This window comes from Paraflavitalea pollutisoli, from assembly GCF_029360705.1.
GTDB classification, from domain to species: Bacteria; Bacteroidota; Bacteroidia; order Chitinophagales; family Chitinophagaceae; genus Paraflavitalea; species Paraflavitalea pollutisoli.
Genome location: NZ_JARKMX010000008.1, coordinates 3932254 through 3950360 on the forward strand (window position 1 = coordinate 3932254; position 18107 = coordinate 3950360).

Genomic DNA, 18107 nt, shown 5'->3' on the forward strand with positions numbered 1-18107 from the left:
TTGCATGTTTCCTGGTATTAAGCCGCAAAGGAAATGCATAGGCGTTTCGACTCATTACCCAAATAGTATCATATTGTTAACTTCCACGCGCCCTGTACCAATCGACCATCGGATGCAACCGTAGCAAATGGTTTCGGTTTTACACCGTTTCAAAATAGGTGTATTGACCCTTTTACAAAATCGGCCACCAGTCTACATTTAATCTTTCAATGGCAGTGACACTCCCACCGTCCGACGCCAACTAAAAGGGCATCCAATGAAACAACAGCATGGTCAAGAATATGTCTTACTGCCAGTGAACAGGTACGCACTTATTTATTAACAACCTAATGCTTGTTTCTATATGGGAAATGACACTACCCCTGCTACTCCCTCTGCCGATTCCTGGACAGCAGAACAATGGCTGAAACGCCTTACCTACATTCTACTTAGCATAATACTTGTCTACGTAGTCCTGCACCTTATCCACAACAAAGGACAGGAATATTTCAAGTTGAATGCAAAACAAGTACAGCGCATAAGCAGCCTATTGCTATCTGCCGACACGACTAAAAAAGACGCGCTGTCTAAAAAAACAACCGAAGACCACAAAGGCAAAAAGCCCCAAAAAACATCCCCCGATAATAAGAATGGTGATTCGGCGACAGCTGATACTGGGGTAATAGTAAGACCGCCTATAAAAACCGACACTACCCCAAAGGGCAGCGAGACCCGAAAACCTATAGAAGAGGAGATTTGCGACTCTGAGAATCCCGTTATCAGTTTTCTACGCATAGAAATAGGGGCATTAGCCGCTACCCAGGAGAGAGACATAAAAAATTACATCTGCCAGTTCCGCAATGAACCGCGTGAGATCGTCGCATTCCTGACAGATACCCGCTACAAAGTCGATGCATTCTTCTATCTCGCGGGACCGCTCGTTTATCTCGAGGTGATCTTCTGGTCACTGTTCGGGGTGCTGGCCAGCTTACTGTACTATGTGAGCGATGCCGAAAGAAAAAAAGATGAAGAATTTGACCCAGCCCAAATCCCGTATCAGAAGGCTAAAATGTTCTACGCGCCGCTGGCGACACTGGTGCTTGTGTTGGGTTACAGCATGATTGCCGGGGAAAACCTGGTAGACATCGATGCCGGTAAAGGCATGATCGTATTTGCTTTCCTGGCCGGCTTCTATTCTGGCCGTACCATGAACTTCCTCGACCGGCTGAAAGAGTTTTTACTACCGGGCATTGAATCTGAGAGCAAAATTTCCACAAAATCCGGTAAGGGTTCCAAGGTCGCAGCAGTCGGCGTCAATCTCTTGCTCGATCCCACCGGCCTCACAGATCAGCAGCAAAAGGATATTGCCCAGGCAGGTTTTAAACAGGCAACGATCACGTTGACGCCGAAGGCAGGCGGCAATGATATCACACTGGTTGCGCCGACCGACGATAAGGGCCACAACTTTACCGGAAAAGATATTCCGTTCGGCACATATACGATGAAAACTGCTTTCACTGTCAAAGACGATGCTGGCGTTGTGCTGCAATTCAATGCGACGCAGGAAGTAGACATAAAACAGCCGCAGCATACATTCGAGATAAAGATCCGGAAAAGCGAAGATCAAGGGTAGGTAGCCCACATCGCACGGTCACCCAACATCATATAAATAGTAATGGCTTCGCCGATCGGCGAAGCCATTGCTATTTACGCTAAATAAAACTTCTAGTAAGAAACATTATCCTTCCGCGCTGTAGTCAGGTTCTTTAGCGGAGGCGCAAACTTGGTCAGGTTGATACCTTCAACCGCATCCTTGTATTCAGTCATATTAGGAATTCTTCCCAGGATGGCGGACAGCACCACTACTGGTGTTGAGGCCAACAGAGATTCTCCTTTTTTACGATCAGAATCTTCTACCACCCTACCCTGAAACAAACGGGTGGAAGTAGCCAGTACGGTATCACCTTTTGCAGCCTTCTCCTGGTTACCCATACAGAGGTTACAACCGGGGCGCTCGAGGTACATCATATTCTCGTATTGCGTACGTGCAGCAGACTTCGGAGCCGCATCATCAAATTCAAAACCGGAATACTTCTGCAGAATTTCCCAGTCACCTTCCGCTTTCAGCTCATCGATGATATTGTAAGTTGGCGCTGCCACTACCAGCGGTGCGTGGAACTCTACTTTACCCTGCTGTTTTTCCAGGTTACGGAGCATTTGTGATACAATCTTCAAATCGCCCTTGTGTACCATACAGGAGCCAACAAAACCAAGGTCTACTTTCTTCTCGTCGCCGTAGTAAGAAAGCGTCCGAATGGTATCGTGGGTATATCGTTTGGAAACATCTTCATTGTTGACATCAGGATCTGCGATCATGGGCTCCTCGATCACATCCAGGTCGATCACTACTTCAGCATAGTACTTCGCATTCGCATCTGGCGTCAAGGCGGGCTTTTCACCAGATTTGATCTCAGCGATCCGCTTGTCGGCCCTGTTGATCAACCCCTGCAGTACCTGCTTGTGGTTATCCATGCCCTTGTCGATCATGATCTGAATCCTGCCTTTCGCAATTTCCAGCGATTCGATCAGGGTATCATCTTCAGAGATATTGATGGAAGCCTTGGCTTTCATTTCAGCCGTCCAGTCAGTAAACGTGAAAGCCTGGTCGGCGGGAAGCGTACCAATGTGCACTTCGATCACCCTACCCTGGAAAACATTCTCGCCACCGAATTTCTGTAGCATCTGTGCCTGGGTAGCATGTACTACATCCCGGAAATCCATGTGATCCTTCATAGAACCTTTGAAGGTCACTTTCACCGATTCAGGGATCGGCATAGAAGCTTCACCGGTGGCAAGTGCCAACGCAACGGTACCAGAATCCGCACCAAACGCAACACCTTTCGACATCCGGGTATGCGAGTCACCACCAATGATGATGGCCCACTCATCTACCGTAATATCGTTGAGTACCTTGTGAATCACGTCGGTCATGGAATGATATTCACCCAGCGGGTCACGGGCAGTGATCAGACCAAACTCGTTCATGAATTTCATGAGCTTGGGAATATTCGCCTGCGCCTTTTTGTCCCATACAGAAGCGGTGTGACAACCAGATTGGTAGGCACCGTCCACAATGGGAGAAATGACGGTAGCAGCCATCGACTCCAGCTCCTGGGCAGTCATCAGGCCGGTAGTATCCTGAGATCCTACAATATTTACTTCAACACGCACATCCGAACCGGCATGTAATACCTTACCGGGTGTAGCGCCAACAGCATTTTTGTTAAATATCTTCTCGACAGCAGTAAGCCCCTGTCCTTCATTTGAAATCTCTTTCGAAGGCGCAAATACCGGAGCAGGCTCGATGTTGAGCACCTTGGCAGCGATCGTCTGGATCTTTTTACCAAATACGATCGCATAAGATCCACCAGCTCTGATGAATTCTTTTTTCTGCGGCGTAAGTGCCTTAGAAATATCGATCAACTCCTTGTCACCATGATAAAGTTTCTTCGTCTTGGTATTGATCGTAAGCACTGTGCCAGTAGCTACGGAATACACTTCCTCAAGAATGGGCTCACCACTTTCGTTGCGGATCACCTTGCCATTTTCATCCACCTTCTTCACCCAGTTCTTCAGGTCGATACCGATACCACCGGTAACATCGACAGTAGTCAGAAAAATGGGGGAAATACCATTGGTACCACCTACGATAGGCGCAATGTTGACGAAGGGAATATAGGGGCTGGCCTGTTTACCTGTCCACAGCGCCACATTGTTGACACCAGACATCCGGGAAGAACCTACGCCCATGGTACCCTTCTCGGCAATCAGCATCACGCTCTTATCAGGATGCTGCGCCTGCAAAGCCCTGATCTCGGCTTGTGCCTGAGGCGTGATCATACATTTACCATGCAGCTCACGGTCAGACCTGGAGTGCGCCTGATTACCCGGAGAAAGCAAATCAGTAGAGATATCGCCTTCGCCGGCGATAAACGTAACGATCTTTATTTCTTCTGGCAGGTCGGGAAGTTTCGTAAAAAACTCAGCCTGCGCGTAACTTTCAAATATTTCCCTGGCGATTACATTGTCGTTCTTGAAAGCTTCTTTCAAACGATCGGTGTCTGCATCATACAGGAACACCTGTGTTTTCAGTACTTCTGCGGCTTGCTGCGCAATCACCGCGTCATTACCCAGCGCCAGATCCAGCAGTACGCCAATCGACGGACCACCCTTCATATGCGACAACAGTTCAAAAGCAAAAGCTGGCGTGATTTCCGCCACGACAGCCGTACCCTGGATAATTTCCTTTAAAAAAGTAGCTTTCACGCCGGCAGCAGGGGTAGTACCTGGCAACACATTGTAAATGAAGAAATGAAGGGATTCCTTCCTGTCTATATGCTTGACATCTTTGATCTGTGCGATGATTTCGCTAAGCAATTCGGCACCGTCGATCGGCTTTGGATGAAGGTCCTGAACTCTTCTTTCTTCGATTTCCTTAAGATATTCGTTGTAAAGACTCATACAATGTTCGTTTTGAATGCTAAGCTGCAAATGTAATTCAAGTACATAATATTACATAGGGCTCAAAATAAGATTCCAGGCAGCGCTAAACTGGAGATTAGAGAAGAATAAATGTCATATCAGGATTAAATCGCATTACATCCCGGGCGGTATTTTGCTAATAATAGTGGCTCCTACTTGATCTTCCGGCTGCCATTTCGGCGCTGACATCCATATAACAACATATGAGCGGGAATTGATTGAAAGCCAGGGCATTTAACAGATAATTAACCCCGCCGCTCAAGTCAAACTACTGGCAACTAAGCACTTACACGAGAAATACCCTGTACACCAATTGGCCAGTACCTCAGCTGATCAAACCGCACACAAAAAAGCCAGGCTTGCACCTGGCTTTTCTATCAAAAGTTCATCTTGTACTAGTCATCGCTGGATATCCTGAAGCGCACACCCGCCGATACATAGGGATGGCTTGTATACATGTGATAAGCCTTCTGGGCATAGTCACCATCGGTGGCAATATTGCCCTGTAAATTATATCCGGCAGCCAGGTTGAGACCAAACCAGGAGCTAAGATTAAATACCGCTCCGGCACCACCGCCTATACCTACACCAAACGACCGTTCGGAAATATAAGGATCGGTGTTGGTATAATAATCATCCCATTCCTTAACGCCACCGCTGATCACAAAATTGAAACCAGCAGTCAGGTATGGCTGGATCCTGGGCGTCTCTCCTTCTCCCTTGATCAGGTGATAACCCCAGTTGTATCCATAGATAAACTGAGCCCTGGACTTTCCCCGAATCGTGCGCACAGCCTTATCTTCATCCAAAACGTTCTTGGAGAATTTAAACCCCGGAATGTATTGCAAATCCCAATTGGTAAACAAACGTTTGCCATCCTGGTCACGGCCAAAAGAAATGTAAAATCCTATGGGGCCGCCTTTGCCGTCACCCAGCGCATTCAGTCGGGAACCCAGGGCATACGTACGGCCTGCCTTCTCGAAGAAACTGGCCTTCTTGTACTGCGCAAATGTGCCCGCATACAACGTGAACAGTAATAGGGTGAATGAAAACTTTTTCATGAAGAGCTATTATTGTTTAGGGGTTAACAGGATATACTTGTACGTATTGTTGTAAGCCGCATCGATAAAGGCAAGCATATCACTCCACTTGGCAGCGGAAAAACCTTTTAGTTTGTAGACCTTCTGAATATCGATCAGCACCATCCCATTTTCCTCCTTGGCGATTAACTTGAAGGCGCCAGTTTCATTGTCGACCATCTTGTTCAGCTCAGTCAAGCCCTCGGCCTTGTATCCATCTGGTATTTTGAACTGAATGCTCCAGGTAAACGTGCGGGGATAACGATTGTCGATATCATTTTTACGTTCTCGTTCTTCCTTCTTGATCTGCAATTGTGATCCCACCAGGCCAGTCAGGTTGACCAGGTATTTTTTTCCCGCCTTCCGGACAAAATCAGGCAGTTCAAACTCTTCGCGGAAGCTCAACACATTTTTCTTTTGCGTACGACCATCGGTCACCAGCGTAAATTTGACATTGTTCACAGGCTGCTCAAACTCCGACTCCAACCTGTCTTTTACATACTCCGGCTTCTGCTTTTTGAACTCATCGGTCAGCGAACGCACAGACTTATCATACTCCTCCGACTCCCGCGCCTTCATTTTATCCGTAGGGTTGTTACCGCCATAGTTTTTATAATCGTCGAGCATAAAAGTTGTATACCGCAAGGCATTCACCGTATTCTTCGCCTTTTGAATCCCTTTATAATGGGAGGTCCTGCTCACCTTCAACCCTTTCATATCAGGCGTCAGCTCGGTAGTGTACTGGTACAATGAACTGTTATCAAGCGCTACTGTACCCGGCAGGGTAAACGGCTTGATCTCCTGCGCGCCTCCTTTTTTTGCCGGTGCGTAAATGATATAGGCCTCATTGTCGATCAGGCTTTCATCCAGCTCTCCCGGATTTGAATAGTCGGTCACATTGAAATACAATTTATCGCCAATCTTGATGATATACCTGATCTCTTCTTCAAACAGGATATCCTTCAAACGCCCGATATTGTTCGATGCTGTAATGATTATCTCCGATTTGATATCGCGCTGGTAGAGCAGCGAACCGAAAATATGGGCAAACTTCTTATCACTTAAATACCCCTGCTGAAAAAGGATCTTATTACGTACCAGGTAGTAAGCCTTATTGATATACTCCTGCTCATTCCAGCTCTTGGCACCCAGTTTCACCAGTTCGGAATAGCAACCATCGATAAATTGCTGTACCGTAAAGAACTGCGATCCGGCAAAAGGAGCACTACTCACCTGCTCATAATCCTCCCAGGCCTTGCGGGCCAGCTCTTCTTTGCTAAAACTGCTTTTCAGTTCTCCCTTCTCCCCGATCAATGCCCCCTTGGCCTGGTCATTGTTGGAATAGATAACCTGAAACTTCACAATGGGGTATTGAATAAAAGGACTGATGAAATTGATATCCTTTTCCGTATCCCGGTTCTTGTCGACAAATACATACCGGAAAAAACCGTCAGATGCCGGTTCTTTTTTAAAGATGGGTGCACCGTTCAGCGAAAGCGATTTAAAGAACGATTTATCGTCCGTCTCTATCGCAATCTCATTGTGCAGGACAGGATAATGTTTACTGCAAACCTCATAAATAGGACTGAACTCAACATACCCGGAACGCGTAACATCCAGTTTGCTTTTGGTGGTCGTAACATACTCCAGGATATCGCCCGGTTCCAGGTCGCTCACGGGCACTTTGTAATATTGGTAACCCGCACCGGCAACCTGATCGAAAAAACTATTAAAAAGGTCTGGAATATCAGTCCCCCGCTCCACCGCCACCGCACTCTTCAGATCGATATTGATGGCCGTATCCCCGGGCTTGATGATGCGGGCAATAAATCCGTCTTCCTTGGAGCCGTACCGGAAATAGATCTCCGAAAAAGCCTTCACCGCGTTGTTGTCATTGAGCTTTACCCGCATGCGGCTCTTCTCGAAAAAGTAAAGGCTCCGTTCGCGGCGGGTGAAGAAACCACCACTGCTTTTCCGGTCAAATACCACATTGCGCGACACACCAATCAGCACGGCTGACTCCTTATCCCATTTAGCAGGTGTATTGGTTTCCTTGAAAGCCGCAGGCACGTCCTGCAACATAAAACGAGCATTCTTTTCGAGGATCTCGATAAAATCTTCATCGATATAGCTTTGCGCCTGCAGGTTCGTAGCCATGCAGGAAAACAACAAAACCAGCGTAGCAGTAAAATATAGTCGAAGTAGTTGGGTCGTCATGGTGCGGGTTATTTAGAAGTGATGCTGAAGAAATAGCTGCTGAAAGATTTGATGGACTCCAGGAACTTCTTCCAGTTCGCAAAATCAGACTGGGGGATCGTACTATTCTTCAACACCAGGTATTTCTTCAGAACGATCTTATTACCGGTTACAACGTATTGCCCCCGGAATTCATAACCGTCGAACTTTAGCTCCAGCTTTTCCGGAATATCCGCAAACTTGCCCGATGGGATGGTCAGCGAAAACTCATCTTCAAAGCTCAATACATAATCGAAGTCATACCCACTCTTCCTTTTTTCATCCGGCATGTACCGACTGAGCGTCTTGGGGAAGAAATCGAGGTTTACATATTTATCGCCAGCAATCACCTGTACATAGTTGGCCAATTCCACATTACCCGATATTTGGATCGGAATATCCCGGTTATTGAGATCGCTGGTCTTCACATTGGAAGCCTGTACGTTGTCATTATCAAACTCCAGGTAGCCATTTAAGAACTTCTCCCGGCTTGTATTGGGCAGATCCTGGTACATCTGGTGAAAATCCTTCCGCTCATTGCCGGTCAGCGTTACCTGAATTTTTCCGCTCAACAAGTCGTTGGCCAGTGAAAAATCAGCCTTGGTAAATATCTTATGCTCGTCACCCGTGGTCATCGGCACTTTCTTGATATCAAACTTATCGCCATTTGCCACCATTGCCTCTTTACCCTGAATACGGTAAGCATTCTCGCCAAACGGCACATATTTCTCGGTTGCATCGAGGAAGTACTCCTTGCCTTTATAGTAGAGCGTCGTGATAGCGTGGTTATTGACGCACAAAGCCGGCAGTGACTGTGAATAAGGCAGTGCCCGGGTGCCGATCCAGGTAAAATGCGCATCGAAACCAGCCAGCTTCAAAAATTCCGTCAGCAAGTTGGCCATACCCTTACAATCACCATACTTATTCGTCAATACATCCTGGGCAGAAGAGGGGATATAACCAGAATAGCCATCTTCATAAGCAATGTACCGCACCTTATCCTGTACCCAATAATAAATGGCTTTGATCTTATCCACTTCCGTGGGAGCGTTGGCCGTGATCCTGGCAAGGGTAGCTTTCAATTTGGCAGGATCATTTTCAGCCATCTTGTACAAGCGGTTGTTCCAGTTGTACACGTCCGCCGTCTGGTCAAAACCTTTCAGTACATCGCCTTTGCTTTCGAAAGACTTTACCTGGATAACGATGTGCGGCTCCGTGTAGGCCTTACCCATTTGTTTGTACTCGCCTTTACTGGCCGGGATGTCTTTCAGGATAAATACATAGTTGGTATAGCCACCCTTTTTTGTTTCCTTCCTTTCCACCTTACTACCCTCAAAATTGAAGGTCTTAAAATCAATCGTTAGCCAGGTTGGTACGCGAAACTCAAACACCTGTTCAGAAACGGGGTAAGGCGCCGAAAAGAAAAGGCGGGTAAGGTATTTGGCATCGGTATACTCTTTTTTCACCGTTACGCGGGCGATATTGCCTTTATCCGAAAACCGGATCGGATAATATTGCACGCGACTATCATCGAAAAAGATGTTCTCGTCAGTAACAGCCCGGTCAATGCCCGACCGCTCGGAGGTAATAAACTTGGTGTTTACCTTTACCGCCTTCTTAAAGGTTTTCAGCCGGATGAATCTATTGTAGAACTCCGGGTAGGTAATACCCGCAAACTTTTTCAAAGCCATAAACTCCAACTCTGCATCCTCCTGCACCACCACGACCTTGTCATTCAGGGCATTGACTCCCTTATCGAAGGTGTAGTAATGGTAAGACGACTTGCAGATCACATTGTCGTCCTTATACAATTTGGCCAGCCGGTCGGCATCGGCCGCATCATCGACCGCTATCTGCTGCGCTTGCAACCATACTGTCGTACAACACAACAATACAGTCATTAGCATAAAACGGGCAGCTTGAAGAGGAGGCGAAAGGAAACGCCCAGGCACGCAGGGCCTGTCGGCGGAAAGAGCGGGCATGATCATTAGTTCGGGTTTAGAGCGTTGCTATAATATTTGACGGAAATGGTTATCCATCGCGTTAAAAACGTATCCTTGATTTTGTTTATTGTAAAAAAACCCGGCTACTTCGCATATACTTTAAAGGAAGATGCCTGTATTTCAAAACCAGTATCACCCACACAATATCCCCCAATACTTCCCTGATCATCATCACATTACAAATATACCAGCCTGGAAGTCTTCCATTACAATTTTTAATAACGGGTCTACCGGCCGCAAAGAAATAATACAAACCTTTTCCGCATCGGGCAAACCGATATTCGTGCAGTTTTGAGCGAAAACTGTGTCGATTTGGCGGGTAACTGTGCACGACGACCAATGTTAGAATTCTCTTAAAACGTTTGATATCTGCGATTTGCAAGCTATTTTCGGGCGCAAACCCGCTGCGCAACAAAACGTCCGAACCTATGACCAGGAAAACACGCAAAAGACTCATCCGCCTCCTCTTGCTTTTCCCAATAGCCCTGATCGTATTGGTACTGATCGCCGTCGCCATACTCTATAACCAGCAACAGCGCCTCGTCAGGATGGCACTGGAACAGCTAAACAAAGAATTACCCGGGGAACTGGTCATTGGCAGCAGCGATATTGCCGCCTTCGAAAACTTCCCCTACATCTCCATACGCCTCAACGACGTTCAGCTATACACGAGTAAAAGAAAAACGACACCGGCAGCGTACGAAGCAGAACGCATGCTGGTAGGATTCACGCTGACAGACATCCTCAAACAACAATACCGGGCAAAGATCATTGTGCTGAAGAATGGACATGCCGACATCGTGCAAGACACGGTTGGCCGCATCAACGTCGTAGAGGCGCTGACCATGAAAGCCGACACCAGTACCGTCGATACCACCTCGGCACCCCCGCTGGACCTCGACCTGAAAAAAGTAGTACTGCGCAACATGCGCGTGTCCTACCTCGACCAGGCCAGCCAGCAACACATTGTTGCCCGGATAGACAGGATCCAATCGGCCATAAAAGCCGACAGTGTGCTACTCAAAGCACACCTGTCCGGCAAAGCAGTACTCGATTATACCCGGCCGGGGGATACCACACTCTTCCGTAACAAACACCTGGAAACGGAGATCGATGCCACCTACAACAAGCTGACACAGGTACTCGATCTGCCAGTAGCCAAACTGAAACTCGAGGCCGCTCAGTTCAACATCGCCGGCACGATCGATCGGCTCAACGGAAATATGATCGACCTCAAGATCACCGGCGACCGCCCCGACTTCAACCAACTTTTCTCCTTTGACCCGGATGGTATCAAAAAAGACCTGAAGCATTTCAACTACGATGGCCGGCTTAGTTTCGATGGTACCGTAAAGGGGAAATTACAGGCAGGACAATTACCCTTTATAGAGCTCAATTTCTCCTGCGCCGATGCCTGGGTACACAATACAGAAGCCGATAAGAAGCTCGACTCCCTGGCCTTTAAGGGATACTTTACCAACGGTGCCGGACATAACCTCAAGACGGCTGAGTTGCGCCTGCTCAACGTGCACGCACGTCCGGGCACTGGCATCTTCCAGGCTAATTTCGTATTGCGCGATTTTACCGATCCGCATATCCTGATGCAAGTCGACTCCGACCTCGAACTGGAGTTCATCGGCAAGTTCCTCGGCATAAAAGACCTTCAACGCATTACCGGACAGGTGCGCCTCAAAATGGATTTTAAAGAACTGGTAGACATGAGTGAACCCGAACAATCGATCGGGAAACTCACTAAAGGCATTCAGAGCGAACTGTCGGTGCGCGACCTGACCTTCCGCATCCCCAACTATCCCCACCATGTGGAAGACCTGAACCTGCACGCAAGTATGAAGAATGGGTTCGTCACCCTCGATTCACTCGCCTTCCATATTGCCAACTCCGATTTCTTTGCTAAAGGCTCCCTGAGCGATCTGCCGGCCTTGTTTCACCACCAGGATAAACCTGTGCAGCTTACCTTCAGCGCCCACAGTAATAAGATGGTGATGAAAGAATTGCTGGCCTTCGATACGGCCAAAAGCAACAAGGCCAAAGAAGAGATCAATCATTTCAACATAGCGCTGGCACTGGAAACCTCGGTACAGGAACTGAGGCACCCCCAACCATTGCCCAAAGGCAAGTTCAACATCAAAGAATTGTACGCGTCGTTCAAACACTATCCACACGCCTTCCAGGACTTTGGTGCAGAACTCACCATCAACGACACCGCACTGTTGCTCCGCAATTTTAACGGCAAGATCGACAGCAGTGACCTGCGCTTCAGTGGTCGCGTCAACAATTACGCGCTATGGTTCAATAAGGTGAAACGAGGTAAAACAGTGATTGCTTTCGACCTGAAGTCGACCCGGCTGGCCATGCGCGACCTGTTGGGCCGCTACAGCCGCGAATACGTCCCCAAAGGCTATCATGAAGAAGTAGCCAACAACCTTTGGCTGCGCTCCAAAACCGAACTCAAATACGACTCCACCTTCCGCTTTGCCAATATCAGGATTGCCAATATATCCGGAGAGCTCACCAAACATCCGTTCCGTATCGATAGCCTGAGCGGCAACATCAAAATGGGCGCCGACCATTTTGTACGCATCGACACCCTGCGCGGCAAGATCGGTCGCAGCGATTTCGACATCAGCATGCGTCTGTATACCGGCAAAGATTCGGCCCGTAAAGCCAAAGAGAATTACCTGCAGTTCCATTCCCGCTTTCTCGATGTAGACCAATTGTCCAACTACAAGTTCACCGATGCGGATGCTCCCCTACCGGATAGCTTGCTGGTAGCGCAGGCACCCGTGAAGGCCACTACCGTATCCAATACGTCGCACGCGGCCAATTTCAACATCTTCAACATACCCTTCATCAATTTCCGCGCAACCGTAGCAATCGACAAGATCAAATACCAACGTCTTTGGATCAAGAACCTGTTCACCAATGCCCGCATGCAGGAAAACCAGCAGCTGTACCTCGACACCCTGCGCATGGACATGGCAGAAGGTAATATTGCCGCCCGGGCACATTTCAACGGAAGCAACGCAGAAAAGATCAACCTGCGCAGCCGGATTACAGTAAGGGATGTGAACCTCGAAAAAATGCTCCTGAAGCTCGACTACCTCGGCCAGGACTATGTGATCAATAAAAACATCCGCGGTAAACTCACCGGACAGATCCGGAGTTACGTACAATTGCATCCCGATCTTACCCCGGTACTGGAACACACGGAAGCCCATCTCGATGTAGACATTCACGATGGAGTACTTGTCAACTTCGCTCCTATGCAGGCCATGTCTTCTTATTTCAAAGACAAAAACCTGAACCTCGTTCGGTTCGACACCCTGCGCAATAAGCTCACCTTCAAAGACGGTGCGCTGACCATTCCTTCCATGAACATCAATTCGTCGCTCGGCTTCCTGGAAATATCCGGCAAGCAGTCGCTGAACATGAACATGGAATACTTCGTGCGCATTCCGCTGAAAATGGTCACCCAGGTAGGCTGGCGTATGTTGTTTGGAAAAAAACAGGAAGAAGTAGATACCGACCAGGTCGACGCCATCGAATACCGCGATAAAGACAAGAAAGTACGTTTCCTCAATGTTGCCATTAGTGGTACACCAGAAGAATATAAAGTAAAGCTGGGTAAGGCAAAGAAAAGCTAGCCTTCCAGTGTTACGCCAAACATGTATTTCAGCTGCCGCTCCATCATACGCTCCGGCACGCTGCGCATCAACCCATTCCGCAAACTGGTCAGCAAGCGGCCTTTCCAGTTGGTCAGTTGGCCGAGTTGCCAGGATACATCCACTATCTTTTGCGCCCGCTTGATGCGTACCTGTTGATAGCGCTCAAAAGCGGAGCTGTAGTTTTCAGTGATCGCAAGGCTATGTGCCAGCACCCAGGCATCTTCGATCGCCTGCCCTGCCCCCTGCCCGATATTCGGCGTGGTAGCATGCGCCGCATCGCCCACCAAAACAACACGCCCCCGATACCAGCTCCGTAAGGGAGCAAGGTCATGCAGATCGCCATGGATCAAATATTCTGGCCTTAACGCTTCCAAAACCTGCGGCATATAATCGTGGAAGTCACGGAGTTGCTCCCGGATAAAAGCCAACGCTTGATCGGGTACCCATTGAGAACCTTCGGGCCGGCCAACGGTCATCCACCAATATACCTGCTTAGGCCCTACCTGCATATACATGGCCCGCAAACCGCCCCCTTTATTGCTCCACACTTCGGAGGCGGTCACCAATTCCTTCGCCGGCAAATCGATCGGCACGATCGCCCGCCAGCAGGTTTGCCCCGAATACCGGTAACGCCCCGTTTCGATATGCGATTCCCGTACAGCCGAGCGGATACCATCCGCCCCAATGACGATATTAGCCTTGGCTTCACTGCCATCACTGAAATGCACCGCAACATGATCAGTTCCCTCAATAATAGACAAACAACGCTTACCCCATTGCACGGGCTGGTCAACATGATCCAATAGAATCTGCTGCAAGGTTGCCCGGTGGATGCCGTAAGTACCCGTTCCGTAATGCCCTTCCATCGCAGCATTGCGAATGCTTTGCAACACCGTACCGGAATTTGTACAGATGTTGAGGTAGGTGGGCAACATCGCCACTTGTTGGATGGCTGTCGCTACGCCCAACCTTTCATATACCCGCATCGCATTCACCCCTAGTGTAATACCAGCTCCCAATGGACGGTTACCCGGCGCCCCATCATATATTTCGTAAGCAATACCCCGTAATTGCAGGGCAATAGCAGTCGTCAGACCGCCGATGCCGGCGCCTACAATGATGACTTTCATAAAATTGTCGTAATTTTAGGTCAAATGTACTAATCATTTCGATATTAGGCCACATGGCCTAAATATTATTTTATGTCTGCTACCAAGGAAAAGATACTGGATACTGCCCTCGAATTGTTCAACGAACAGGGAATCAACGCCATCACGGTGCGCCACATCGCCCAGTCGATGGGCATCAGCCATGGCAACCTGCAATATCACTACGCCAATACCGACCTGATCATACAGGCCCTGTACGATCGCCTCGCTGCCCGCTTCGATGAGTTGCTGCAAGCCGCACCGGCACAACTATCGGATGAATTGGAGGCCTTCAGAAAAGGCGTGGAAGCCAGCTATCAATTGATCTACTCCTTCCGTTTTATCTTTTTATATTTTGTGGAGATCGGCCGACGCCTGCCAGCGATCACCAAACACTATAAAGACAACCTGAAAAAAAGAAAGCCGCAGTTCATGCAGCTCTTTACCATCATGCAACAAAAGGGCATCTTTCGGAAAGATATACCGGAAGAAGTACTGGAACTCTTCATCCACCAGGTATTCATCGTATCCGACTTCTGGTTATCCAGCAATGAGATCACGCTGCAACTCAGCGGAAAAAAAGCCCTCGATTATTACAACAAGATCTTCTGGAATATGTTTTACCCCTACCTAACCGCAAAGGGGCTGAAACAGCTACAGGACAGCCAATAGATTGCTGACATTTTCAAGCAGGTTGCAAAAAGAAAAATGCCGCTCTCGTAGGAAATGGCCTGGCCGGCATCGTACATTGTAGGTTGGTCTCGTGCCTTAATTGAGCTGTTATTTGGATTCTCACCACTCATACTCCACATTTTCGGTCTTTCCGCAAACTTTCGCTCCATGCATTTCGCACCCTTATCGAGACCTTATAGAGACCTTACAGGGACCTTATAGAGACCTTATAGAGACCTTATAGAGACCCGGCCGCTTATCGGCTCCTGATCGGGTAGTATCCCGACTATGGTCTGTCTCCTGCCGGGCACCAGGGATCAGGGAAAGTGGAAAGTCAATACATGTCCCGCCCTCTTCGATTTATACCATTTGCTCTTCAAAGATCTCCTTCACCTTACTGATCTCCTTTTCATACATCGTTTTCTTACGTGTACCAAAATATAGGGTGTTCTCGATGCAGGGACTGCCCTCCCATACCAACTTCAGCTTACCTGAACTGATCTCCTCCCGGCACAAAAAATCGGGAATGACCGAAAACCCATGATTGCCACTCAGGCACCGTACAATGGAACTGATATTGGGTACAATGTAATTGGGCTTGAAGTCGATATTGTGCTTAAAGTTCATTTGCCAAAACCGCTTCAGATGATCCATATCGGCAGCCGTACTGTACCACAATTGTTCCTTCAACAAAGCTTCCGCCTCGGGCATCTTCTTTTTCTCCAGCAAAGAAGCCAGTCCTTTGACATTGGTCTTGGAGCCACAAACCAGTACGATCTTTTCCTTCGAAAAAGCCTTGAACTCAAGATTTTTATATTCCTCTTTATAGGGAGTGATGATCAGGTCCAGCACACCTTTGTCCAGGTCTTGCGTGGTTTGGGGATGATGACCAAACTTGATGATCACATTGAAGGGCAACGACGATATATACTTCTCCAGCGTAAACTGAAAGGTTTCGAAACAAAGCCCGATGCTGATGGTAGGGCGGTCAGCCTTGGTACTCTTGTGAAAAAGCTGCTCAGCCGTTTCCAGCTTACTGATCGGCTCCAACACAAAATTGTACAGGACCTTTCCCCGTTCGGTCGGCACCATTTTCTTGGCCGAGCGGTCAAATAATTTATACCCCGTATAGGCCTCCAGCGAATTAAGGTGTAGACTCACTCCCGGTTGCGAAATATACAATGCTTGCGCGGCGCCCGTTAAGGTTTCGTGCTCATAGATCGCTTTGAAGGTGCGCAGCCATTCCAGGTTAAGTATCATATTCAATCATTTTTCTGATGCAAATGTATAATTTAAGCTATTATGATAATAGTTATTTTCTTTGGACATTTGCTATCCTATTAACCGCTAGCGCCCACGATTGCCGCCATCTCACACTGGAAAAAACATAAAACATGGACATTAGTACCAACACGATAGCCGTGCCGGCACCAGCCGCAGCACCCGTTACCGGCAGCAAACGGCTGCCAGCCGCTCTTTGGGCCCTCACGATCAGCGCCTTTGGCATCGGCACTACCGAGTTTGTGATCGTAGGCCTGTTGCCCACCATGGCGCAGGACCTTAACATATCCCTGCCCTCCGCCGGCCTGCTCGTCAGCCTCTACGCCATAGGCGTGGCCATCGGCGCGCCCATCCTGACTGCACTTACCAGTCGCGTACCCCGCAAGCGATTGCTGATCCTGCTCATGGTTTTATTTACTGTTGGAAACGGGTTGGCATCCCTTGCGCCTGGGTTTGCGTCGCTGGTGATCGCGCGCATCGTGACCGGATTTGCCCATGGCGTGTTCTTCTCCATTGGCGCAACCATCGCAGCAGCCCTGGTGCCTGCCGAAAAACGAGCTACCGCCATCGCCATCATGTTTTCCGGACTAACAGTCGCCATCGTTACCGGAGTTCCTTTCGGTACTTATATTGGCCAGCAATTCGGCTGGCGGGCCACCTTCATCGGTGTAGCTGTACTCGGCATCATATCACTCGTCGCCAGCTGGATATTGCTACCAGGCCAGCTGGCCAATGAAAAGGCAGCTTCCTTCAAAACTCAATTGAAGGTCATCACCAACAAACGCCTGTTGCTGGCCTTCGCCATGACAGCACTGGGTTATGGAGGTACGTTTGTAGCCTTCACCTACCTGTCGCCGATCCTGCAACAGATCACCGGTTTATCGGAGTCGATTGTCAATATGGTCTTGCTCTTATATGGAGTAGCCATCGCTATCGGCAATATCGCAGGTGGTAAGGCCGCCAATAAACAACCGTTGAAAGCCTTGCTCTGGATGTTTGTGTTGCAGGCCGCCGTGCTGTTCCTGTTTACTTTCACCGTGCATTACACCATACCCGCATTAATCACCTTGTTTGTGCTGGGCGCCCTCTCGTTCATGAACGTACCGGGTCTACAGTTGTACGTAGTACAAACTGCCACTAAAGAATTGCCTGGCACCGCCGATGTAGCTTCTGCCTTCAACATAGCCTCTTTCAATATCGGTATCGCCATCGGTGCTTATGCCGGTGGGCTGATCGTTGCCTCGCCACTCGGCCTGGGAGCCACGCCCTGGGTCGGCGCCCTGCTCGTTGTAGCCGCCATTGGCGTTACGGCGTGGAGCGCCCGGTTGGCAAAGCAATAACAACACCCATACTCCCTTCTCAATACAATACAAGCCATCGGCAGCCATGCCGGTGGCTGTTTTTATGGGCGATTTAATGTCGCAACAATACCGCTCCCGGTCCTTTTTACCACACTGCCAAGTCTGACTTCCATAGTACCTT

The 18107-nt window shown here is 48.6% G+C and carries 10 protein-coding genes; 4 read left to right on the forward strand and 6 right to left on the reverse strand.

The annotated features are described in order from the left end of the window. Positions 1 to 343 precede the first annotated feature (343 nt). The gene (locus tag P2W70_RS29300) at positions 344 to 1612 is read left to right on the forward strand and encodes a hypothetical protein (RefSeq protein ID WP_276485133.1); all 1269 of its coding nucleotides are present in this window, start codon (positions 344 to 346) and stop codon (positions 1610 to 1612) included. Positions 1613 to 1704: 92 nt separating this feature from the next. Here P2W70_RS29300 and P2W70_RS29305 read toward each other — a convergent pair whose 3' ends face one another. From P2W70_RS29305 to P2W70_RS29320, 4 genes are all read right to left on the reverse strand, one after another. After that, a complete protein-coding gene (locus tag P2W70_RS29305) occupies positions 1705 to 4500 on the reverse strand; it encodes a bifunctional aconitate hydratase 2/2-methylisocitrate dehydratase (RefSeq protein WP_276485134.1) in 2796 nt (931 codons plus the stop codon). A gap of 416 nt (positions 4501 to 4916) precedes the next feature. Then, positions 4917 to 5582, reverse strand: coding sequence for a hypothetical protein (locus P2W70_RS29310; protein ID WP_276485135.1), 666 nt, complete (start codon positions 5580 to 5582; stop codon positions 4917 to 4919). 9 nt (positions 5583 to 5591) lie between these two features. Beyond that, positions 5592 to 7817: a hypothetical protein gene (locus P2W70_RS29315; protein ID WP_276485136.1), complete on the reverse strand. Its 2226-nt coding sequence runs from the start codon at positions 7815 to 7817 to the stop codon at positions 5592 to 5594. 8 nt (positions 7818 to 7825) lie between these two features. Further along, a complete protein-coding gene (locus tag P2W70_RS29320; RefSeq protein WP_276485137.1) occupies positions 7826 to 9742 on the reverse strand; it encodes a transglutaminase-like domain-containing protein in 1917 nt (638 codons plus the stop codon). Between the two features lie 524 nt (positions 9743 to 10266). Here P2W70_RS29320 and P2W70_RS29325 point away from each other — a divergent pair. Then, the gene (locus P2W70_RS29325) at positions 10267 to 13503 is read left to right on the forward strand and encodes an AsmA family protein (RefSeq protein WP_276485138.1); all 3237 of its coding nucleotides are present in this window, start codon (positions 10267 to 10269) and stop codon (positions 13501 to 13503) included. Here the strand turns inward: P2W70_RS29325 and P2W70_RS29330 are convergent. Beyond that, positions 13500 to 14654: an FAD-dependent monooxygenase gene (locus P2W70_RS29330; protein ID WP_276485139.1), complete on the reverse strand. Its 1155-nt coding sequence runs from the start codon at positions 14652 to 14654 to the stop codon at positions 13500 to 13502. The two genes, P2W70_RS29325 and P2W70_RS29330, sit on opposite strands and share 4 nt — an antisense overlap. Before the next feature lie 72 nt (positions 14655 to 14726). Between P2W70_RS29330 and P2W70_RS29335 the strand changes: the two genes are divergently transcribed. After that, on the forward strand, positions 14727 to 15344 hold the full coding sequence (locus tag P2W70_RS29335; protein WP_276485140.1) for a TetR/AcrR family transcriptional regulator: 618 nt from the start codon (positions 14727 to 14729) through the stop codon (positions 15342 to 15344). 360 nt (positions 15345 to 15704) lie between these two features. Here P2W70_RS29335 and P2W70_RS29340 read toward each other — a convergent pair whose 3' ends face one another. Further along, positions 15705 to 16604 (reverse strand): LysR family transcriptional regulator, encoded by a 900-nt coding sequence (locus P2W70_RS29340; RefSeq protein ID WP_276485142.1) that lies wholly within the window; start codon positions 16602 to 16604, stop codon positions 15705 to 15707. Positions 16605 to 16738: 134 nt separating this feature from the next. On the opposite strand from P2W70_RS29340, the gene P2W70_RS29345 reads away from it, so the two are divergent. Further along, the gene (locus tag P2W70_RS29345; RefSeq protein WP_276485143.1) at positions 16739 to 17965 is read left to right on the forward strand and encodes an MFS transporter; all 1227 of its coding nucleotides are present in this window, start codon (positions 16739 to 16741) and stop codon (positions 17963 to 17965) included. Positions 17966 to 18107: the final 142 nt, after the last annotated feature.